Source organism: Nonomuraea turkmeniaca, assembly GCF_005889735.1.
Lineage (GTDB): Bacteria > Actinomycetota > Actinomycetes > Streptosporangiales > Streptosporangiaceae > Nonomuraea > Nonomuraea turkmeniaca.
Window position 1 is genome coordinate 25,007 of the sequence record NZ_VCKY01000003.1, and the last position, 20,719, is coordinate 45,725.

General features: G+C 71.5%; 19 protein-coding genes. 7 read left to right on the top strand and 12 right to left on the bottom strand.

What is annotated here, in order from left to right:
* Positions 1–5 precede the first annotated feature (5 nt).
* A complete protein-coding gene (locus tag ETD86_RS01370; protein ID WP_138664219.1) occupies positions 6–812 on the bottom strand; it encodes a peptidoglycan recognition protein family protein in 807 nt (268 codons plus the stop codon).
* A 91-nt stretch (positions 813–903) separates the two neighbouring features.
* Positions 904–1,902, bottom strand: coding sequence for an NAD(P)-dependent alcohol dehydrogenase (locus ETD86_RS01375; RefSeq protein ID WP_138664220.1), 999 nt, complete (start codon positions 1,900–1,902; stop codon positions 904–906).
* Positions 1,903–2,058: 156 nt separating this feature from the next.
* Between ETD86_RS01375 and ETD86_RS01380 the strand changes: the two genes are divergently transcribed.
* On the top strand, positions 2,059–2,745 hold the full coding sequence (locus ETD86_RS01380) for a DUF2306 domain-containing protein (RefSeq protein ID WP_246147490.1): 687 nt from the start codon (positions 2,059–2,061) through the stop codon (positions 2,743–2,745).
* Here ETD86_RS01380 and ETD86_RS01385 read toward each other — a convergent pair.
* The 7 genes from ETD86_RS01385 to ETD86_RS01415 form a co-directional block, all read right to left on the bottom strand.
* On the bottom strand, positions 2,735–3,379 hold the full coding sequence (locus tag ETD86_RS01385) for a response regulator (protein ID WP_281286856.1): 645 nt from the start codon (positions 3,377–3,379) through the stop codon (positions 2,735–2,737). The genes ETD86_RS01380 and ETD86_RS01385 overlap by 11 nt on opposite strands.
* A 113-nt stretch (positions 3,380–3,492) precedes the next feature.
* The gene (locus tag ETD86_RS01390) at positions 3,493–4,632 is read right to left on the bottom strand and encodes a sensor histidine kinase (protein WP_138664222.1); all 1,140 of its coding nucleotides are present in this window, start codon (positions 4,630–4,632) and stop codon (positions 3,493–3,495) included.
* 109 nt (positions 4,633–4,741) lie between these two features.
* Positions 4,742–6,727, bottom strand: coding sequence for an ATP-binding protein (locus ETD86_RS01395; RefSeq protein ID WP_138664223.1), 1,986 nt, complete (start codon positions 6,725–6,727; stop codon positions 4,742–4,744).
* Between the two features lie 68 nt (positions 6,728–6,795).
* On the bottom strand, positions 6,796–9,108 hold the full coding sequence (locus tag ETD86_RS01400; protein WP_138664224.1) for an ATP-binding protein: 2,313 nt from the start codon (positions 9,106–9,108) through the stop codon (positions 6,796–6,798).
* A 119-nt stretch (positions 9,109–9,227) separates the two neighbouring features.
* Positions 9,228–10,619 (bottom strand): amino acid permease, encoded by a 1,392-nt coding sequence (locus tag ETD86_RS01405; protein WP_138664225.1) that lies wholly within the window; start codon positions 10,617–10,619, stop codon positions 9,228–9,230.
* Between the two features lie 202 nt (positions 10,620–10,821).
* A complete protein-coding gene (locus ETD86_RS01410; protein WP_138664226.1) occupies positions 10,822–12,000 on the bottom strand; it encodes a glycosyltransferase family 4 protein in 1,179 nt (392 codons plus the stop codon).
* 115 nt (positions 12,001–12,115) lie between these two features.
* Positions 12,116–12,895, bottom strand: coding sequence for a phytanoyl-CoA dioxygenase family protein (locus ETD86_RS01415; RefSeq protein ID WP_138664227.1), 780 nt, complete (start codon positions 12,893–12,895; stop codon positions 12,116–12,118).
* A 106-nt stretch (positions 12,896–13,001) separates the two neighbouring features.
* On the opposite strand from ETD86_RS01415, the gene ETD86_RS01420 reads away from it, so the two are divergent.
* Both ETD86_RS01420 and ETD86_RS01425 read left to right on the top strand, forming a co-directional pair.
* Positions 13,002–13,874, top strand: a complete 873-nt coding sequence (locus ETD86_RS01420; RefSeq protein ID WP_138664228.1) for an AraC family transcriptional regulator — start codon at positions 13,002–13,004, stop codon at positions 13,872–13,874.
* 76 nt (positions 13,875–13,950) lie between these two features.
* Positions 13,951–15,219, top strand: a complete 1,269-nt coding sequence (locus ETD86_RS01425; RefSeq protein ID WP_138664229.1) for an ABC transporter substrate-binding protein — start codon at positions 13,951–13,953, stop codon at positions 15,217–15,219.
* A 5-nt stretch (positions 15,220–15,224) separates the two neighbouring features.
* Here ETD86_RS01425 and ETD86_RS01430 read toward each other — a convergent pair whose 3' ends face one another.
* Genes ETD86_RS01430 through ETD86_RS01440 form a run of 3 tightly spaced genes read right to left on the bottom strand, consistent with a single transcriptional unit; the run spans position 15,225 to position 18,170 of the window.
* A complete protein-coding gene (locus ETD86_RS01430) occupies positions 15,225–16,439 on the bottom strand; it encodes a winged helix-turn-helix domain-containing protein (protein ID WP_138664230.1) in 1,215 nt (404 codons plus the stop codon).
* Positions 16,440–16,476: 37 nt separating this feature from the next.
* Positions 16,477–17,598, bottom strand: a complete 1,122-nt coding sequence (locus tag ETD86_RS01435) for a retropepsin-like aspartic protease (protein WP_138664231.1) — start codon at positions 17,596–17,598, stop codon at positions 16,477–16,479.
* A complete protein-coding gene (locus tag ETD86_RS01440) occupies positions 17,595–18,170 on the bottom strand; it encodes a helix-turn-helix domain-containing protein (protein WP_138664232.1) in 576 nt (191 codons plus the stop codon). Before ETD86_RS01440 ends, ETD86_RS01435 begins: the two co-directional genes overlap by 4 nt.
* 111 nt (positions 18,171–18,281) lie before the next feature.
* Between ETD86_RS01440 and ETD86_RS54740 the strand changes: the two genes are divergently transcribed.
* The 4 genes from ETD86_RS54740 to ETD86_RS01455 all read left to right on the top strand — a co-directional run bounded on the left by ETD86_RS54740 (position 18,282) and on the right by ETD86_RS01455 (position 20,585).
* The gene (locus tag ETD86_RS54740; protein WP_170222819.1) at positions 18,282–18,605 is read left to right on the top strand and encodes a hypothetical protein; all 324 of its coding nucleotides are present in this window, start codon (positions 18,282–18,284) and stop codon (positions 18,603–18,605) included.
* Complete coding sequence (locus ETD86_RS54745) at positions 18,602–18,850, top strand: TetR-like C-terminal domain-containing protein (protein WP_170222820.1); 249 nt, start codon at positions 18,602–18,604, stop codon at positions 18,848–18,850. Before ETD86_RS54740 ends, ETD86_RS54745 begins: the two co-directional genes overlap by 4 nt.
* A gap of 10 nt (positions 18,851–18,860) precedes the next feature.
* The gene (locus ETD86_RS01450; protein ID WP_138664234.1) at positions 18,861–19,895 is read left to right on the top strand and encodes an alpha/beta hydrolase; all 1,035 of its coding nucleotides are present in this window, start codon (positions 18,861–18,863) and stop codon (positions 19,893–19,895) included.
* A 78-nt stretch (positions 19,896–19,973) separates the two neighbouring features.
* Positions 19,974–20,585: a carboxymuconolactone decarboxylase family protein gene (locus ETD86_RS01455; RefSeq protein WP_138664235.1), complete on the top strand. Its 612-nt coding sequence runs from the start codon at positions 19,974–19,976 to the stop codon at positions 20,583–20,585.
* The last annotated feature ends 134 nt before the right edge of the window (positions 20,586–20,719 follow it).

The window sequence follows — 20,719 nt, forward strand, 5'->3', positions numbered from 1 at the left end:
CCCGCCTACACGCGCAGCAGCGACGGCCAGGTCTTGGGCCCGACGAAGCCGTCTTCGTCGAGGCCCTCGGCCCGCTGGAAGCCGCGGACGAGCTCGACCAGGCCGGTGTCGCACCGAGTCGACTTCAACCAGCCCTCCAGCCCCTCCGCGACGCCGGCGTAGGCGGCCGGCGGCACGTGGCCGCGGGCGAACAGGCAGCCTCTCACCGTCTTGACGTCGAAGTTGTCGTCACCGAGGCGGATCTGCGGCAGGTTCTTCACGAGGTTCTCCGTCCAGGATGGGTCCGGTTCGCCCTTGACGGCAGCGGCGACGGACGCCCGGAAGTCGTTCATGTCGAGGGAGTGGGGGTCCGGCTTGGCGGTGTTGACCTCGCGGTGCGCCTTCACCCGCGAGGCCGGCAGCCCGAACTCGCGGCACAACTCCGCGCACAGCCGGATGTACGCCGCGATCTGCGCCGCGGGCCAGGGTTGGACGCCGTTGTTCTCGGCCTCGATGCCGATCGAGCTGGAGTTGTCGTGCCGTGGCGAGGTCGAGGGGGCGTTGTGCCAGCACCGTCCGGCGGCGATGACGTAGATCGTGCCGGATCTGCCGATCCCGAAGTGCGACAGCGGCCCGTCCAGTCCTGGGCGGCCGTCACGCACCACCGCCAGCGACGGGTAGTCGCCGCCGCCGGCCGGGCCGGCGGTGTGGTGGCAGACGATGCCCTGCACCTCGGGTTGCGGTCCGTGACCGCGGGTCTTCCATCCGGCCACTTCGGTCACCGGTCCGCCGGTGCGGCGGGCGACGTCGGCAAGCTGGGTCAGGAACGGCATGTGTCAGGAACCTTCATCACAATCGTCGCGGGCATCTGCTTACAGATCCATAGCATGCCCTATCGCTGCGTGATCGTGAGAATCAGACGATCTACGCCGCCACCGTGACGACGACCTTGCCCGGGGCCCGGCCCTCCTCCTGATACCTGACGGCCGCGGGGATCTCCTCGAACGGGTACTGCCGGTCGATGACCGGGCTGACCTGGCCGTCCTCGATGAGCTCGGTCAGCGTGACCAGGTTGCGCCTGTTCTCCTCCGCCGTGCACGCGACCACGTCCGCCCGGGCCACCTTGTGAGGCAGGAACGGACCGGCCGCCAGCGTCGCGAACATCCGCCCGGCCGGCTTGAACCAGCGGCCGCCGGGCCCGCCGACGAGAACGTGGACGCCCCTGGGCTTGAGGATCCGCCGGTAGTCGGACGCGCGCCGGCTGCCCGCGTTGTCCACCACGAGGTCGAAGCGGCGGCCGAGCCGGGTGAAGTCCTCCTTGGTGTAGTCGACGACCTCGTCGGTGCCGAGCGAGCGGACCAGGTCCACGTTCCTGGAGCTGCAGACGCCGGTGACGTGCCCGCCGAACGCCTTGGCGAGCTGCACGGCGAACGTCCCCACGCCGCCCGATGCCCCGTTGACCAGGACCCGCTGTCCGGGCTGGAGCCTGCCCTGGTCGCGGACGGCCAGCAGGGCGGTGTTGGCCGCCATCGGCACCGCCGCCGCCTGCTCGAACGACAGGTTCCGCGGCTTCGGCACCAGTTCCTCCGCCCTGACGCGGACGTACTCCCCGAACCCGCCCTGCTTGGACATCGCGAACACCTCGTCGCCGGGCGCGAACTCGGTGACGTCCTTCCCGACCGCCGCGACCTCCCCGGCCACGTCGGCGCCGAGGATGGGGATCGCCGGCTTGCGCAGCCCGAGGCCGCCGGGCATGACGCGCGCGACATAGGGCTCCCCGCGCATCCCATGCCAGTCGTAGGGCTGGACGGACGTGGCGCGCACCCGCACCAGCACCTCGCCGGGGCCGGGCTCGGGCCGGTCGACGTCCACGAGCTGGAGCGCGGCGGGCGGGCCGTACGAGTGTAGGACGTAAGCCTTCATCACAGTTCTCCTCCGTGAGTGGATGAACGCCAGTGTGGTCAAGGCCCGCCCGCCGGCCAACAGCCGAAAGTACGACCTTGCGATGGCTCATAGGCCGACCAGGAACGGGCCCTTCCGCCGATGAGCCGGGACCGCCCCGGCGGCCACGATCGACGCATGACGCTCGAGACCAACGGGACCGGGACAGGCCCCGAGAGCAGCGCCAGGCCAAGGCGTCAGTCCACCGGCGCCAGGGCGGGATGGCTCATCCCCGCCGGTCTCATCGCCCTCGGCTTCGTTCCCGTGCTCGCCGGCGCCCTCCGGCTGACCGAGCTGACCGGCGGCGCGGACGTCATGCCCGCGAACGCGCGCTTCGCCGCCATGCCCCTGCCGGTGGTGCTGCACATCGCCGCGGCCATGCTGTACAGCGTCCTGGGGGCGTTCCAGTTCGGCCGCCGGCGGCGCTGGCACCGTCCCGCGGGGCGGATCCTGATCCCGGCCGGGCTCGTCGTGGCGCTCTCCGGCCTGTGGATGACCCTGTTCCTGGACCGGCCGCCCGGCGACGGCGACCTGCTGGCGGCCTTCCGGCTCGTGGTCGGCACGGCCATGGCGGTCTCGCTCGTGCTCGGCCTGCGCTCGATCCTGCGGCGCGACATCGCCCGGCACCGCGCCTGGATGACCCGGGCCTACGCGCTCGGCATGGGCGCGGGCACGCAGGCGTTCACCCAAGCCGCCTGGCTCGCCGTGCACGACGGCGCGCAGGACGAGGTCACCCGCGCGCTGGTCTTGGGCGCCGGCTGGGCGATCAACCTGGCCGTCGCCGAATGGGTCATCCGCAGGCGGCGGGCCAGGGTCAGCGCTTGACGCGCTTGGTCTCGTACGCCCACATCGCGATCTCGACGCGGTTACGCACCGCCAGCTTCGTCATGAGGCTGGCGATGTGGCTCTTGACCGTGCTGAGCGAGATGTGCAGCTCGGCGGCTATCTCGCTGTTGGTCCGCCCGCGTGCCACGGTGAGCAGGATCTGCTCCTCCCGGTCCGTGAGCGCCTCGATGGGCTGCGCGGGCGGCGCGGCAGGACCGACGCCGGCGAACGCGCCGAGCAGCCGCGCCGTGATGCTGGGCGCGATGAGCGCGTCGCCGCCCGCGGCCGCCCGGATGGCCTGGCCGAGCAGCTCCGGGCCCGCGTCCTTGAGCAGGAAGCCCCTGGCGCCCGCACGCAGCGCGGCGTAGACGTACTCGTCGAGGTCGAACGTGGTGATGACGACGACCGCGAGCGGGTCGCCGACGTCCGGGCCGGCCAGCAGGCGGGTGGCCTCGATGCCGTCCAGGCGCGGCATGCGGATGTCGAACAGGCACACGTCGGGGCGCAGCCGCCGGGCGAGCTCGACGGCCCGCCGCCCGTCGCCGGCCTCGCCGACGACCTCGATGTCGGGCTGCGCGTCCAGGATCATCCTGAGGCCGGTGCGGGCGATCTCCTGGTCGTCGGCGACGACCACCGTGATGTTCTTGTCGCGGATGTTGTTGTCGCGGATGTTGTTGTCGCGGATGTTGTTGTCGCGGATGTTGTTGTCGCCGATGCTCTTGTCGCCGATGCTCTTGTCCCGCATGCTCATGTCACCGCCCCAGCGCGCGGCAGCACGGCCGTCACGGTCCAGCCCCGGCCCGGGTTCGGGCCCGCCTCGCAGGTGCCGCCGAGCAGGCCGGCGCGTTCGATCATGCCGATGAGCCCGTATCCCGCCGACGAGATCGTCCGGGAGGCGCTGCTGTCGCCGTCGTCGCTCACGCGCAGGCGCACCGACGTGTCGTCCGCGGCCACGCTCACCTCGATGCGCGTGGCGTGCCTGGCGTGCCGCCTGGCGTTGGTGACCGACTCCTGGGCGATGCGGTAGATCGCGGCCCCGACCGACGGCGGAAGGCCGTCGAGGTCGCCGCGGAGCTCCACGTCGACGGACGGGCCGACACGGGCCTGGCCGGCCAGCTGCTCGAGATCGGCGATGTGCTTGCCCGGCGCCAGCTCCGCGGGCTCGTTCCTGCGCAGGACGCGGACCATGGCCCGCATCTCGGCCAGCGTGCGCGACGCCTCGGCCTCGATCACCCGCAGCGCGTCGGCCGCGGCGCCCGGGTCCGCCGCCGACGTCGCCAGGCCCGCCTGCGCGCGGATGGCCATGGCCGAGACGTGATGGGCGACCGTGTCGTGCAGGTCGCGGGCCAGCTGCTCGCGTTCGAGCAGCTTGACCTGGTCGAACTCGCGCATCCTGGCCCGCGCCCGGAACCGGGCGGCCATGCCCAGCGCGAAGGCCGAGAACATCACGGCGAACGCGCCCACCACGTCGGCGGATCCGATGCGGCCGGCGGCGACCGAGAGGGAGACCGACGCCACCATGGTCGCGAACCCGATCGCAACCTCGCGCCCCGACCCCCAGCGGAACAACGCGTACAGCACCACCAGCACGTAGGCCAGCGTGTACGTCTCGACGGTGGCGCCGCCCGCGAACAACGGCGCCAGGCTCGTGACGGCGAAGACGATCAGGACCATGAGCAGCGGCCTGGTGCGCCGCCACAACAAGGTGAACACCAGCCCGGCGGTGACGACGACCGAGACGGCCCGCCACGGAAGGTCCGGCCGCAGGATTCCTTCGAGCACCGCGACCGGCACGAGCACCCCCACGAGCGCCCAGTCCCGCCACACGCGCCGTGGGGCGTCGGGGGGACGTGGCTCGTTCCATAAGGAGCGGAGAAGGCCGCGCACCCCATCATCGTACGAGACCCGGACCCTTGTGATCGCCCCCGCAGCGGTCCGGCCGCGCGATCGCCGGGAGCCTCGGCCGCGGCCGGTCGCGTGGATCATGGAGGCAGCCTCAGCGGCGGCCGGTCGCGTAGGCGACGGCCCGGTCCAGGCCGAGCCGCTCCCCGGCGCGGAAGGCCTCCGCGAACGCCCGCCCGCCCAGCGCCCGGCGGGTCTGCTCCGCGCAGTTCTCGTGCCAGCCCGCGTGGTAGCTCAGCCGCTCCGGCGCGGCGCCCACGGCCCGCCACATCACATGTGCCGCGCCCAGCAGCTCCGCCGACCGCTCGTGATCCCCGTGCACGCACGCCACCCACGCCAGCACCTCCAGGCATTGGGTGAGGCACCACTTGTCGCCGATCTCACCGGCGAACTCGATGGCCGCCGTCACCAGCGCCTCCGCCCGCGAGCAGTCGCCCAGGTTCCACCGCGCGACGCCGAGCGACATCTGGGCGTAGGCGCGGGAGACCAGCGCGTGGTGCCGCTCGCACAGGTCCAGCAGCTCCTCGGCGAACTCGGCGGCCTGGCGGGGGTCCTCGCTCGAGCCGTACGCGGCGCCGAAGTACAGGCTGTACAGCACGCCGTCCACGTCGTCCATGGCCCGGTGGAGCTCCAGGGACTCGCGCAGCAACTCGAGTCCGTGGCCGCGGTCGCCGGTGGAGAACGCGGCCACGCCCTCGGCCATGAGCGCGCGCGGCAGGATTCGCTCGTTCCCGGCTTGACATGCGAGGACGTGGCATTCCCCGAGCCGCGGCGCGGCCGCCGCCACGTCGCCCTGGCGCAGCGCGAGCAGGCCGTACGCCCACAAGGCATGGCCCCGCGCGCCGGTGTCGTCCGGCACCACCCGCAGGCCGCGTTCCAGCCAGTAGCGGCCCTCGGTGAGCGAGCCGGCCAGCAGCCAGTAGCACCACATGGCCGATGCGGTGCCCAGCCCCAGGGGTGCGAGCGCGGGCTCGCCCATGCACGCGTCGAGCGCCGCCCGGACGTTGGGCAGCTCCCCATGCAGCAGCCGATAGCGTTCGAGCTGGTCGGGAACCAGCCGGTCGAGCCGGTGCCGCTCCGCCAGGTCCCGATAGTGCCGGACGTACCTGGCGCGCAGGAGCCGCCGGTCGGGGGAGGGCAGCCGCTCGTTCCCGTACGCGCGCAGACTCTCCAGCATGCGGTACCTGAGCCCGCCCTCCCGCAGCTCGCCGGCCACGACCGACTTGTCCACCAACCCGGCCAGCAGGTCGAGCACCTCCATGTCGTCGATGCCGTCGCCGGCGCACACCGACTCGGCGGTGTGCAGATCGACCCCGCCGGGGAACATCGACAGCCGCGACCACAACCGCCGCTCGCCGGCCGAGCACAGGCCGAAGCTCCAGTCCATGGTGGCGCGCAGCGTGCGATGGCGCGGCAGCACGGCCGGGGCGTCGGCCGCCAGCACGTCCAGCCGCTCGTCGAGCTCGCGGGCCAGGTCCTCGAGCGACGACGTGCGCAGGCGGGCCGCGGCCAGCTCGATCGCCAGGGGGATGCCCTCCAGCCGCCGGGCCAGCCGCGCCACGCACGCCTTGTTCCCCGCGTGCAACGAGAAGCCGGGCAGGATCCTCGCCGCACGCTCCACGAACAGGCGGACGGCGTCGTGGCGGGCGGTCTCCCGCAGGCCGTGCCCCGGCTCGGGCACCGGCAGCGTGGGCACGGCCAGGACCTGCTCGCCGTACACGCCCAGGGTCCGCCTGCTGGTCACCAGGATCCGCAGCCGGGGAGCGGCCCGCAGCAGCCGGTCCACGAGGCGGGCGCAGACCTCGTGCACATGCTCGCAGTTGTCCAGCACCAGCAACATCCGCCGGCTCGACAGGTAGTCCACCAGCACCGTCGCGGTGTCGGGGCCCGCGTCGCGCAGCCCCAGCGTCGCGGCGACCGTCGGCTCCAGCAGGTCGCCGGTCTCCAGCGCGGCCAGCTCGACGACCTCCACACCGTCACGGAACCTGTCCCGCACGGTCTCGGCGAGCCTGAGCGCCAGCCGGGTCTTGCCGACACCGCCCGGGCCGGTCAGGGTGAGCAGCCGGCCGGTGCTGAGCATGCGCCTGCATTCGGAAAGCTCACGCCTGCGTCCGACGAAGGCGGATCTATCCGACGGCTGGGCAGTGGTCATGACGAGTCCCCCTGCTGCTCGCCGACCCAGGCGGCGATCTGGGTCCGCGAGGTGAACCCGAGCTTGCACAGGATGTGCTCCACGTGCGCCTCGGCGGTACGCTGCGCGATCACCAGGGAGGCCGCGATCTCCTTGTTGCTCATGCCCTGCGCGACGAGCGCGGCGATCTCCCGCTCGCGCCTGGTCAGCGGTGAGGTGTCGCGCGACTGTTTGGCACGCGGCGCGCCGCGGCCCATGGCGTACGCGAGCGCCTCGGCGGGGTTCATCTCGGTGCCCTTGTGGAAGGCCGCGTCGAAGGCCTGCGCGCCAAGGTGATCGCGCGCCACCGTCTCGGCGGTGTCGTGGTAGCCGGCGAGGTAACCGAACAGCGGCCCGCCGAACGAGCGCCAGCTCTCCTGCGAGGCTCCGAGCAGCACCGCGGCCCGCTCGGTCCCGTCGGCGGCGGCCATCCAGGCCAGCGCCTCCATGCACAGGGCGATGCCGAGGCGGTCGTCGAAGGGTTGCTTGAGCCGGATGGCCTCGCGCTCCATCTCGACGGCCCGCGCCGTGTCGCCCTGCTTCCACGTCTCGATCCCGAACATCCACAGCGTGTACGACCTGAACCAGTGCTCGAGCTGGGCCTCGCAGATCGTCAGGCACTCCTTGTACAGGCTCGCGGCCTGCTCGGCGTGGCCCAGCAGCGAGTGCGCGGTGGCGAGGTACATCAGCGCGTTGACGACGCCCATCTGGTCGCCCGCGGCGCGGTGGTTCTCGACCGCCTCGCTGAGCAGGGCCACGGCCTCGGCCGGGTCTTGCTGGATCAGGGCGGCCAGGCCGCAGACGTAGTCGGCGCCGGCGAGGACCACCGCGTCCGCGTGCCGGCGGCCCAGATCCTGCGATTCCCGCAGCATCGCCGCCCCCACCTCGAAGTCGCTCTGCAGGACCGCGAGCCTGGCGTTGACCAGCAGGGCTCTGGCGCGTGTGAGGGTGGGCGCGGGCTCGGCCGCCAGCAGGCGATCGAGCCAGCTGCGTCCCTCGCGCAGTGCGCCGGCCGCGATCCAGTAGAACCGCAGCGCCGTGGCGATGACCTGGCCGGTCTCCGCCTCGCCTGGCGTGGTGAGGCAGTAGTCCAGGGCCGTGCGGAGGTTGCCGTGCTCGGCGCGCAGCCGGGCGAAACAGTCCACCTGGTCCGGTCCGAACCACGCCTGCTGCGCGCGGGCGGCGAGGGCCCCGTACCAGTCGCGGTGGCGGGCCTTCAGCTCCGCCTCCTCGCCCGACTCCCGCAACCGCTCGCGGCCGTACTGGCGGATCGTCTCCAGCAGCCGGTACCGCACGCCGGTCTGCTGCTCCTCGCGGGCCAGCACGGACTTGTCCACCAGGCCGTTCACCAGGTCGATGATCTCTTCGGGGTCGATGCCGGGCCCGGCGCAGACGTGCTCGGCCGCCTCCAGGTCCAGGCCACCGGAGAACACCGAGAGCCGGCTCCAGAGCAGCCGCTCCTGATCGGTGCAGAGGGTGTAGCTCCAGTCGATCAGCGCCCGCAGCGTCTGCTGGCGCGGCATCGCGGTCCGCGACCCCGTCGTGAGCAGCCGGAAGCGGTCGTCCAGCCGGGCCAGCAGCTGCTGTACGGAGATCGCCCGCAGCCGCACGGCGGCCAGCTCGATCGCCAGCGGCATGCCGTCCAGCCGCCGGCAGATCCACGCCACGCTGTCCCTGTTGGCGTCGGTGATCTCGAAGCCGGGCAGTACGGCCTTCGCCCGCTCGATGAACAGCCGCACCGCGTCGGAACGCCCCATCGCCTCGGCCGACGGCGCCATCCCGTCGGCGTCGGGCACCGACATCGGCGGCACCGGCATCGACCGCTCGCCCTCGACGCCGAGCGCCTGCCGGCTGGTGGCCAGGATCCGCAGGCCGGGGGCGGAGCGCATCAGGGTCTCCACCATGGCCGCGCACTCGTCCAGCAGGTGCTCGCAGTTGTCCAGGAGCACCAGCATGTCCTTGTCACGCAGGTGTTCGATGAGCACCTCGATCGGGGATCGTACGGAACGGTCCTGGATCCCCAGGGTCTCCAGGACGGAGGAGACGAGCAGCTCGGGGCTCTCCAGCGCGGCGAGCTCGACCAGCCACACACCCGCGTGGAAGGAACGCCGCAGGTCGGACCCGACGCGCAGCGCGAGCCGGGACTTGCCGACGCCGCCCACGCCGACCAGCGTCACCAGCCTTGCCTCGGACAGCAGCCGCTTGACCTCGGCTATTTCGTGCCGGCGGCCCACGAAGGTGTTGAGCTCCGACGGCAGACAGCTCGAGACGTTCGGCGCGGCCATGGTCATGATTGCTCCAACGACTCAGGCGCCCGGGTCACCATGCCCCTTGTGCCGAGCCCCCACAACCTCAGGTTATGTCCGGACCCTTATGTGATTTTCGATCCTTGGTAAAACCCTGGCCGAGGTCAGGTGTTGAGCGCGGAATGCCGGCGGCTGTACGCGAAGTAGATGATCAGCCCGAGCGCGAACCAGATGGCGAAGCGCAGCCAGGTCGTCGGGTCCAGGAAGGTGATCAGCCAGAGGGAGAACAGCACGCCGATGGCCGGCACCACCGGCATGCCGGGCGTCCGGAACTCCCGGTGCAGGTCGGGGCGGCGGTAGCGGAGCACGATGACGGCCGCGCACACCACCACGAAGGCCAGCAGGATGCCGATGTTGGTCAGCTCGGCCGCCTCCCGGATGGGCAGGAACCCCGCGATCAGCGCGGAGGCGATGCCCACGATCCAGGTGACGCGCGTGGGCACGCGCCGCACCGGGTGCAGGCGGGCGAACCACTGGGGCAGGAGCCCGTCCCTGCTCATGGCGAACCACACCCGGGTGACGCCCAGCATGAACGTGAACATGACGGTCAGGATGCCGATGATGGCGCCCGCGGCGATCACACTGGCCAGCCCGGACAGCCCGACGGAGGCGAACGCTGAGGAGAACCCGCTCTCCGGGTCGATCTCCCGGTAGTTCTGCATGCCGGTGAGCACGAGTGTGGCGAGCACGTACAGGACCATGGAGATGGCCAGGGAGTAGACGATGGCCTTGGGCATGTGCCGCCGGGCGTCCTTGGACTCCTCGGCGGCGGTGCTCATCGCGTCATAGCCGAAGACGGCGAAGAACACGGTGGCCGCGCCGGTGATGGCCCCGCTGATCCCGAAGGGGAAGAACGGCGTGTAGTTGGCCGGGGTGATGTAGAAGAACCCGACCACGATCACCAGCAGCACGACGGCCACCTTGATGGCGACCACGGACGTCTCGAACCTGGCGGCCGCCCGGATGCCCAGGTTGAGCAGGTAGGCGATCAGCAGGCACAACACCACCGCGAACAGGTCCACCACGTGCCCGTCACCGGTGCCCGGCGCGCCGAGCATCCAGGACGGGAGGGTGATCCCCAGCTGCTGCACCAGGAAGCCGAAATATCCGGATATGCCGATGCCGACGACGGCGACGATGGCCGTGTACTCCAGCAGCAGGTCCCAGCCGATGAACCAGCCCACGAGCTCGCCGAGCACCGCGTAGCCGTAGGTGTAGGCGGACCCCGCCTTCGGGATCATGCCGGCGAACTCGGCGTACGAGAAGGCCGCCGCCGCGCTGGCCACCCCGGCCAGCAGGAACGACACGAGCACGGCCGGCCCCGCCGTCTGGTTGGCCACCGCTCCGGCCAGGGCGAAGATGCCCGCGCCGATGATGCCGCCGATGCCGATCGCGGTGAGCTGCCACAACCCGAGCGTCCGGGACAGCTCGCCCTCGTGCTCCTCCGCGATCTGCTCGACCGGTTTGCGACGGAACACACTCTGTGACGAAACCATCACGTCTCCTTGCTGCCCGCAGGTCTCCTCTACACGCCCCTTTCCTGTTCGGCCCGCGCCATACTGCCCGAGTCCGGGATTTGACGACTTCGAGAAGGTGGTGGCGGCTCTCAGGCAGGCGGCTGGGAGCGCATGGATCGCACGGGTCTTGGCGGTGCCGGGCGCGGACGTGCCGGCGAGCCGAAGGCTCTGGCGCCGATCCTCACGGACTTCCGGTGAGGCTCGCGGGGATCGGCCGGCCGCCGGCCAGCGCGGTGAACAGCTCCTCCCACAGCGGCATCACGACGTTCGGCGTGTAGGCGTGCGCCGTCTCCGCCGCGGCCGCCCCCAGGCGCGCACGCAGCTCGCGGTCGCCCATCAGCCGGGCGAGGGCCTCGCCCAGCTTCTCGACGTCGCGGGGCGGCACCAGCACCCCGTCCTGGCCGGGCGTCAGCACGTCCGCGGGCCCCGTCGGGCAGTCGAAGGCGACGATCGGCAGGGCATGGCCCATCGCCTCGATCATCGCCATCGGCAGCCCCTCGATCCGCGAGCTGAGGGCGTAGATCGAGGCTTTGGCCAGCTCCTCGTGAATGCGGTCGGTGCGGCCCATGAGCCGGATCCGCCCGCCCATCCCGTGCTCGTCGATCCGCTCCTGCAGGCGCTGCTGCGACGGCCCCGTGCCGAAGATCCGCACCGTCCACTCCGGGTAGGCGTCCGCGACCTCCGCGAACGCCGGGATGAGCATGTCGAAGCCCTTCTGCGGCACGAGCCGGCCGACCGCGATCACGATGGGGTTGTCGTGGTCGGAGTGCTTGCGGTGCTCCATGTGCACGGCGTTCGGGATGCGCACGATCGGCGTGCGGTTCAGCAGCGCCCGGTACTCGGCCCGGCTGGTCTCGGTCAGCACCGCGATCGCGTCGAAGGCGCCGTAGTGGCGGGCGATCTGCTCGCGGACGGCCGGATGGTAGGCGGCCAGGTTCATGTGCTCCTGCGCCACCCGGATGACCTTGCCGGACGCGCGGCGGGCGGAGATGAGGTTCAACGCCGGGCGGGTGGTGACCAGGATGCCGTCACGCAGCTCGGACACGTAGTCCATGGCCGCGGCCTCCACCCGTTCCGTGAAGTATTCGGCGGCGAACTCCCCGTACGGGACGATCTTGCCGCGGGCTCGCCGCCACACCTTGCGCGCCAGCGAGTCGGCCGCGACCCCGTCGCGCTGGTCCACCAGCGCCGACAGGCGCACCCGCGGGTCGATGGCGAACTGGGGCTTGGTGCGGCGCCGCACCAAGCTGACGATCTCGACGTCGTGACCGGCTTCGGCCATCGCACCGGCCTGATTGACCACCGTGCGGATGGTGCCGCCCATGCCGTAGGCGTGCAGCAGCATGTACCGGATCTTCACGTCTGGTACTCCCACTTCATGGTGGCTGAGAGTACTGGCCAATTCTGGGGATTGACTGGGAATGGAACATCCTCGGCATCAGTGGATGCGGCGCTCCTGACCGGCCCTGGCCGGGTCAGGTCCACTTCTCGGCGTCGGCGAACCGCATGTGCTCGCCGTCGACGTACCTCGGGAACGGCTGGTAGACGTTCACGCCCGGGGCGCCGCGCAGCAGCAGCGCCGACACGAACGGCTGCTGCTCGCTGGTGATCCGGGTCGACGTCGGGATGTACCTGATCGTCAGGCCGCAGCGGCGCCGGGGCGAGGTGTTGGCGTTGGAGGCGTGCAGGATGTTCGGGTGGTGCACCTCGACGTCGCCGGGCGAGAGCACCAGGTCCACCGCCTTCGACTCGTCCACCGTCACCGCGCTCTCCGAGCCGAGCACGTTGTCGATGTCGTCGCGCTGCCGCAGCGCGTGCAGGTCCTCCTGGTGCGAACCGGGGATCACCCGCACGCAGCCGTTCTCCGGCCTGGACTCGTCCACCGCCAGCCACAGCGTGACGACCCGCATCGGCTCCAGCGGCCAGTACGCCCCGTCCTGATGCCACAGGACCGGCATGCCGGAGAACGGCGGCTTGCTGATGTAGTGCGAGGCGAACAGCGCGATGTCCGGCCCGACGAACAACTCGGCGATGTCCAGCAGCCGTTCGTCGCTCACCAGCCGCACCCAGAACGGGTCCCCGGCGACCAGTTCGGTGGCCAGGTCCTCCCCGAGCCGGTCCGGATGCTTGGCCTGGAGCCAGGCGACGTGCTCGCTCGCCTCGGCGATCAGGTCGCGGCCGATGACGTTCCGGAAGATCGTGTAGCCGTCTCGGTCGTAGTCCTGGAGGGTCCGGTCGACTTCCGTGATCACCATGTGCTCCTCTGCGGGGGCGGCGGGGGAAGGGCGTCGATCCGGATTCTTCGGTCTCCGTGCCCCGAGTTACTAGTACTCGCCACTCCATAACTATTAATTTTCTGACATGCCGACCATCCTGCGGTGGGTCGAGTTCGCGGCCGGGTTGCCGTACCACGCGGCCCTGGTGCCGGTGAGCGGCAGCCGCCGCGACCGGCCCGAGCCGCACACCCACGCCGACTTCCACGAGCTGGTGTTCGTCACGGCGGGGGAGGGCACGCAGAGGGTGGGCGACACCGAGATGCCGCTGCGGGCCGGTGACGTGGTGCTGGTACGGCCGCACGACCGGCATGAGTTCGCGGCCACGACCGCCAGAGGCATGCGGTTCGTCAACATCGCCTTCCCGAGCGAGCGCTGGCGGGCCTTCGCCGACCTCGCCGGGCTGGCCGGCACCGTGGACTGGGACCGGCGCGAGCTGCCGCCGGCGGCCCGTGCCGACCTGGACGGGCCGGTCGCGGCCGAGTTCGCCCGCGTGCTGGGGGCCGGTTCCGGCGTGCCTCGCGTGCTCGACCTGGTGCGGCTCTGGACGGCGGTCGTGCCGATGCTGGAGCGCGCCGACGGCACGGCCGTGGACCGGCGGCCCGGCTGGCTGGTGTCGGCCTGCGTCGCGATGAGCAGCGAGGAGAACCTGCGCGAGGGGCTGCCCAGACTGCTCGCGCTGGCCGCGGTGAGCTCCGGGCATCTGGCCCGCTCGATGCGTACGCACTACGGCTGCACGCCGGTCGCGTTCGTGGCGAGGCGGCGGCTGGAGCACGCCGCGCTGCTGCTGACCACGACGACCGAGGGCATCGGCAGGATCGCGCAGCGGTGCGGGTTCTCCGGGCAGTCGTACTTCGGGCGGCTCTTCCAGCAGAAATACGGCATGGCGCCGCGGGATTACCGGGAGGCCACGCGGCGGGCTGTGGTCCCGGCGGCTATGGACACCCAAGATATCAAGTGATTAGATGACTCGCCTCGGGGCCGAGTTCATTCATCTCACCGCCAGCAGGACCACAAGTGAAACAGGAGGGCCGGGCATGATCCGGTCGCGTCCACTGCTCATCGCCGCCGTCACCTCCCTCTTACTCGCCGGCTGCGGCTCCGGCGGCGACAGCGCCGCGCAGCAGCCCGCCAAGACCGAGCTGAAGCTCTACAACGACAAGGGGGCCTGGAGCAAGTACTTCGACGAGATGGGCGTCCTGTCCAAACAGCAGATCGGCCTGTCGATGAAGTCGGTCGGCTACACCGACGAGCCGACGTACCAGGCGTTCATCAAGGCGTCCTTCCGCACCGATGTGAAACCCGACCTGTTCACCTGGACGACGGGCGGGCGGCTGGCGGAGATCGTCGCCCAGAAGCAGGTGGCGGAGACGACCGCGATCTGGCAGGAGGCCATCAAGAACGGCGACCTGTCCGCCGACCTGGCCCCCTACTACACCATTGGCGGCAAGCAGTATTGTGTGCCGCTCAACGCGGCCTACTGGGGCATGTTCTACAACAAGAAGCTCTTCGACGAGCACGGGCTGAAGCCGCCTGCGACGTGGGACGAGCTGATCGGGATCGCCGACACACTGAAGAAGAAGGGTGTCCCCGCCTTCTACCACACCTCCGTGCTGTTCTCCTTCGTCTGGTTCGAGCAGCTCCTCGCCGGCACCGACCCCGACCTGTACGACCGCCTCTCCACCGGCCAGGCCAAATACACCGACCCCGGCGTGGTCGAGGTGATGAAACGCTGGAAGTCGATGATCGACGCCGGCTACTTCAACAACCCCGGCGACAAGACGGACCCGGGCGACGTGCTCAAGACCGGCAAGGCGGCGATGGTGTCGTTCGGGACGTGGTTCAACACGAGCATGACGCAGCGCGGCATGAAGGCGGGCGCCGACTACGGCTTCTTCGTGATCCCGAACGTCAACGCCGCGCTCCCCAAGACCTCGATGATCTTCGAGAGCGGCCCGCTCTGCTCACTGGCCAAGGCGCCCGACCCCGAGGCCAGCATGAAGTACCTCAAGTGGTGGGTGGGGGCCGGCGCGCAGGAGAAGTGGGCCACCGCCAGGGGAGACGTCTCGGCCAACCCCAAGGTCGCCATGGCCGACCAAGCCATCGCGGAGGTCGGCAAGGCGGCGGGCAGCGGAGAATACCGCCTGGTCAACCGATATTTCGAGGCCACGCCGCCGCCCGTGCTCACCGCCGCGCTCGACGGCTTCAGCGGCTTCGTCGCCAAGCCCGACACCTACGAGAAGGTGCTCGCTGACATCCAGGCGGCCGCCGACGAGTACTGGGCCACGCACAAGCAAGGAGACTGAGCGCGTCACGGGGACAGGGCGGCCCGCCACGGCTCAGGCACCTTGTCCCCGCAGGCGATCTCGCGGGCCCCGGCGAACGCGGCCAGCTCGGCGACCGCCCGGCCGACGGCGGTCGCCGCGCCCGCGGGCGTGCCCGGCTCGGGGAACAATCCCTCGATCTCCAGCCGCGCCCGGCGCCGGTCCAGGCGCGGCACCAGCCTGCCGGCCAGCCGGTCGCCGTGCAGGATCGGCATGATGTAGTGCCCGTACTGCCGCTTGGCCTTGGGCACGTACATCTCCGTCCGGAACGTGAACCCCCACAGGCGCTCGGTCCGCTCCCGGTCGCAGATGAGGTTGTCGAACGGCGACAACAGCGTGGTGCGCGGCTCCCAGGCCCGCTCCAGCAGCCCGAGCACGTCACGATGCACGTACCACCGCTCGGCGCCGCCCTCGACCTCGGCCGGCAGCACCCGGCCCGACGCCTCCAGCCCGGCCAGCACCTCGGTGAGGCCGGGGTAGCGGTCGCGGATGAAGTGCCGCTCGACGTCGGCCGCGCGGGCCACGCCGAGCGCGCGCAGCGCGTGCTCGGCCGCCCGCGTCACCGCCTCCTCCCGCGGCAGCGGCTCCGTCTCGGCCCACTCGGGAAGCCGGCGCTCGGGCAGGTCCCACAGACGCGTACGCCCCTGCCGGCCCGCCACCATGACGTGGCCCTGGAACCACAGGAAGTCCAGCATCCGCTCGACGTTGCGCCCGTTGGTCCACCCGCTCGACCGCCACGCCACCGCCGCCAGGTCGTCGAACCCGCCGACCGGCAGCGGACCCTTCTCCCGCAGCCGGTCGAGCACGTGCTGCCGTAACGCGGCGTTCGCCGCCAGCCAGTCGCGGACCTGCCGCGCGTAGCCGGACTCGCCCCCCGGATAGACGCGCATGGTGACCTGGTGGATCGGGTAGTCCTCGGCCAGCACGATCGACGCGGCGTGCGCCCAATACTCGAACAACCACCGCTCGTGCCACAGCAGCACGTCCACGTCGGCCGGATCGTAGCCGCCGACCCTGCTCCAGAGCACCAGCAGATGACTGCGTGCCACCACGTTGACCGGGTCGAGCTGCAGGCACCGCAACGTCCGCAGCACCTGCCGCAAGCCGTCGAGGTCGTTGCCTGGGCGGGGACCGGCCAGATGCTGGCAGGTCAGGGCCAGCCGCCTGGCGGACTCCAGGCTGAGCGTCAGGGGGCGTGACATGGTCGTCAAGCGTACTCGAAAAAGAGTTCGACCGGAGCTATTGAAAAGTGTATTCCTGGCGGTCGAAGTCCAGCGTCCAGGCGTACTCGGAGAGGAAGGCCTGCGAGATCAGCCCGTCGATCCTGACGCCGCCGAAGTCGGACCACGGCGCTGTCCTGCCCGGCGCCACGGACAGAAGGTGCGCCGGCTGCTCCAGCGGTCCGAGGCGCAGCGGGTGCGGTGCCGTGAGGTGAGTGGCCGCGAGATCGGCACGGGGGATGCCCCAGGTGCGGTACTGGGACCTGGTCGCCAGCACGGCCGCCTGCCTGATCCTGCCGTCGTCCTCGATCAGGTGCACCAGGCCGGAGTCGACGAAGAAGGTGAGATCGCGCGGGCCGTGGCCGCCCTTCGCGAACATGTAGTGGTCGGCCCAGAGGCAGAACGGCACCCGGACGCCGTCCGGCGGAGGGTGGTGCCCGCGCGGGGCCAGGAGGAGATGACCGGCCGGAACGTCGATGGTGGCCAGAAAGCGCCGCAGCAGGCAGGTGCCCATGATCACGATGTCCTGGGGGCCGGTCAGCGTGGGGAGGACGTCCACCGGCACGTTCGTCAGCGCCGCGCCCCCGAGGTCCAGCTCCCGGACGAGGCCGGTGCGGACCGGTGTGCGGGTGACGCCGTGGAAGCGGCGGCCGGCCGGCACGGCCTCGAGGCCCACCGCCGCCGCCCGCTCCAGGCCCATCACCAGGAACGCGCCTCCGGTGTCCAGGTGGATGAGCGTGTGGCGCCCGTTCAGCGTGCCCTCGACGGCCGGCAGGTACGGCGCCAGCGGATGGTCGGCGAACGGCAGCTTGACGGGCCCGTCCGCCTTGACCGTCATCGGGTGGTCGCGCCGCAGCGCCAGACCGGGCGGAAGGCGGCGGCGCCGGCGGCGTAAGTGCTCGCACGCCTTGTCCACCTGGTCCAGGTGCACCCAGGCGTGCGCCACCGGCACGTCCAGCGCACGCGGCGGGCGCCGGAGCGCCTGGTAACGGGCCAGCCCCTGCTCGAACCGCCCGCGCACCAGGTCGGCCAGGACGAGTAACCGCTCGGCACCACGGTGCGGTCGCGCCAGGCGGGCGGCCTCGTCCACGTCTCCCGATCGCCAGGCCCGCCACGCCGCGCGGTGCCGTGGCGTGATCATTCCGGCTCCGTCTCGGACGGTGGGGCGGGGTCGTCGACCCCCGGCGAGCCGGGGCCGACGTCGAGGGCGGCGGCCAGGATGGCGAGGAGCGGGATGAGGGCCCGCCCCACGATCTCGTACGTGCCGCGCCGCGGCTGCCGGATCAACCCGCCCCGCTGCAGCTCGCGCAGGTGGTGGTACAGGTGCCCGGTCGAGCTCTCGCCGCCCAGCGCTTCCTGCAGCTCGGCCCGCCCGCGCGGCCCGCCGGCGAGCGCCGCGAGCAGCGCCAGCCTGGCCGGGCTGCCCATCGACTCCAGAGTCGCCGCCGCGGCCGTCCAGTCGGCCGCCATCAGGTCGTCGACCTGGTGCTCGCCGGTCCACAGGAACTCGAACCCGCAGACGAACGCCGCCCCGCCGTACGCCACCGTGCCCCCCGTGCCGCCTTCCGCGGCCTGGTTCCGATAGTGGTGCACCAGGTCCAGCGCCGCCGACCCCACGCCCCGCCGCCCGAGGGCGGGCGTGCCGGCGGACGCCGCCCCCTGCTGCTCCAGTTGATCCATCCGCCGCTCCAGCGCGGCCAGACGCTCCTCCACTGCACACCTCTCATCTTTCCGGAATTACGGAAAAGCGTACGTATGTGGGGGGCGGAACGTCAATGGGCCATCTCGGCGGCCTGCGTGGCGCCATGCTCGGTGGCGCGGGGCGTGCCGGTCCTGGCCGCCGAGGTCTACGAGCGGGGGCGCAAGGCCGCTGAGTTCCCGCCGGCGGCCGGTCCCGCGGCCACGCCACTCGCCCTGAGCCAGGACCGTACCGAGCGGCTGCTCGTCGAGGGCCTGGCCGACCGCGGCCACGCCCTGGAATGGAACACCGAGCTGCTGTCCTGGGACGGCGCCGCCGCCGTCCTGCGCGGGCCGGACGGCGCCGAGGAGCGTCTGGCGGTCCGCTGGCCGGTGGAAGCCGGCCGCCTGCGGCTGTTCGGCGCGATCCCGCCCGGCATGACGGTCTCCCAGGACGCGTACGCGCGGTGATAGTGCACGAGCTCGCCGAGTTCGGGGACGTCATCGTCGGCCTGCTGGGCGAGCTGCGCCGCACCCCCCTCCTCGCCACCGCGATGGAGGAGCACTTCATCGCCTCGCGACGTGCGGCTGTGACGAGCGTGTTCGAGCGGGCGCGCGACAGGGGCGAGCTGACCCGGCGCCTCGTAGACTACGTGATCATGCCGCTGGGAATCCCGGCCCACCCCGCACGCGAGCCTGATTCCGGCGCACGATAGAAGAGGGGCCATGCCGTTCGACCCCTACCTCGCCGACAAGCTGGCTTTGGTACGTGGCCTGTCCCGGGAGGACCTTGCGACCGACCCGGCGGCCCAGCAGAAGATGACCGACTACCTGCGGGATCCGGCGGAGTGGACCCTGCCCCCGGATGTGGTGGTCGAGGATCTCTTGATCGCCGGCCCGCACGGCGACATCCCCATCCGCACGTACCGGCCGCGCGACACGTCTGCGACCGTCGCCCTGCTATGGGCGCATGGCGGCGGCTTTTCCGGCGGCGACCTGGAGATGCCCGAGGCCCACGTCGTGAGCGCCGAACTGGCCGCCCGGGCCGGCGCCTTCGTCGCCTCGGTCGGCTACCGGCTGGCCCGGAACGGGGTGCGTTACCCCGTACCGCTGGACGACGTCGACGCGGCCTGGCACTGGCTCACGGCGGAGGCCGTGCCAGGTCGGCGCGCCGCGCTAGGCGGCGCCAGCGCGGGAGCGGCCCTCGCCCTCGCGACCGCCCTGCGCGCCCGCGACCGTGCCCGGGACCGCGCCCACGACCGCGCCCGCGACCGTGCCATGGACCGGGACCGCGACCGTGCCCGGGACCGGGCTCAGGACCGGGGCGGTGATGGCGATCGCGACCGGGGGGCCGTCGACCTGCTCCTCCTGGCCTATCCCTTCACGCACTACCCCAACCCTGCCCTCGACGACGCGACCACCGCCGAGATGGCCGCGTTGCCCCCGTTCATGCGTTTCCCCACGGCGGCGATCGAAGGCATGGTCCGCAACTACGTGGGCCGGATCAGCGACCTGCCGCCCGACGCGCTCCCCGGCGCCGCCCGCCTTGACGGCCTGCCGGCCACCCACATCCTGCTGTCCGAGTACGACGACCTCCGAGCGTCCGGCGAACTCCTCCAACGCCAGCTATGCGAAGCCGGCGTCACGGTGAGCACGTTCCTGGCACGCGGAATGCCACACGGGCACCTCAACCGCACCCCGTCCCTCCGCGAGGTGGACGCCTCGCTCGACTACTTCGCCACCGCCCTCGGCACGCTCTGACCGCCGCCTGACGCGGGCGGGACGGCAGGCCAGGGCCGAGCTTGACCATGGTTCACGTCACTGAAAGCGTTAGCGACCATGAACCCAGCGAAAGAGCGCCTGCCGCAGCTCACGCCGGGCGACCTCGACGAGGCTCAGCGCGCGCTCTACGACCGCATCGCAGCTGGCGACCGGGCCAAAGGTGTCCAGCACTTCCCGCTCACCGCCGAGGACGGCTCGCTCAACGGCCCCTTCGGCGTGATGCTGCACGCGCCGGACGTCGGCGCGCCGCTGCAGGAACTCGGCGCGACCATCCGGTTCCGCACCGCCCTGTCGGCTCGGGTCCGCGAGATGGCGATTCTGCAGGTGGCACACGCCGTCGGCAGCGAGTTCGAGTGGTGGGCCCACGAGCGGGTCGCCCGCGCGGTAGGCCTCACCGATGCGGAGATCACCGACCTTGCCTCGGGCTGTTTCCGCAGTGAGGATCCGATCGAGGCCGCGAGTGCCGCTTTCGTCGCAAACCTGCTGAACTCCAGCACGGTGACCGACGAAGAGTTCGCTGCGGCCTCGGCCGTGCTCTCCGACCGGCAACTGATCGACCTGACCGTGTTGGTCGGGTATTACCGCACCCTGGCCCAGCTGATGAGCGTCTTCGACATCGGCGTTCCGGACGGCGGGCGGTCCCTGCCAGGGGAACATCGGCACGCGTAGTGAGCGCCACCGGCCCGCGCCGACGGGTCCGCGGCAAGATGGGCGGCTCGGACCGGCCTCCTCATCGAATTTCCTTGAGCGTGGAGACCCCGTCCTTGTGGGCGGGGAGGAAACGCGGCACGGTGCCGCAGGAT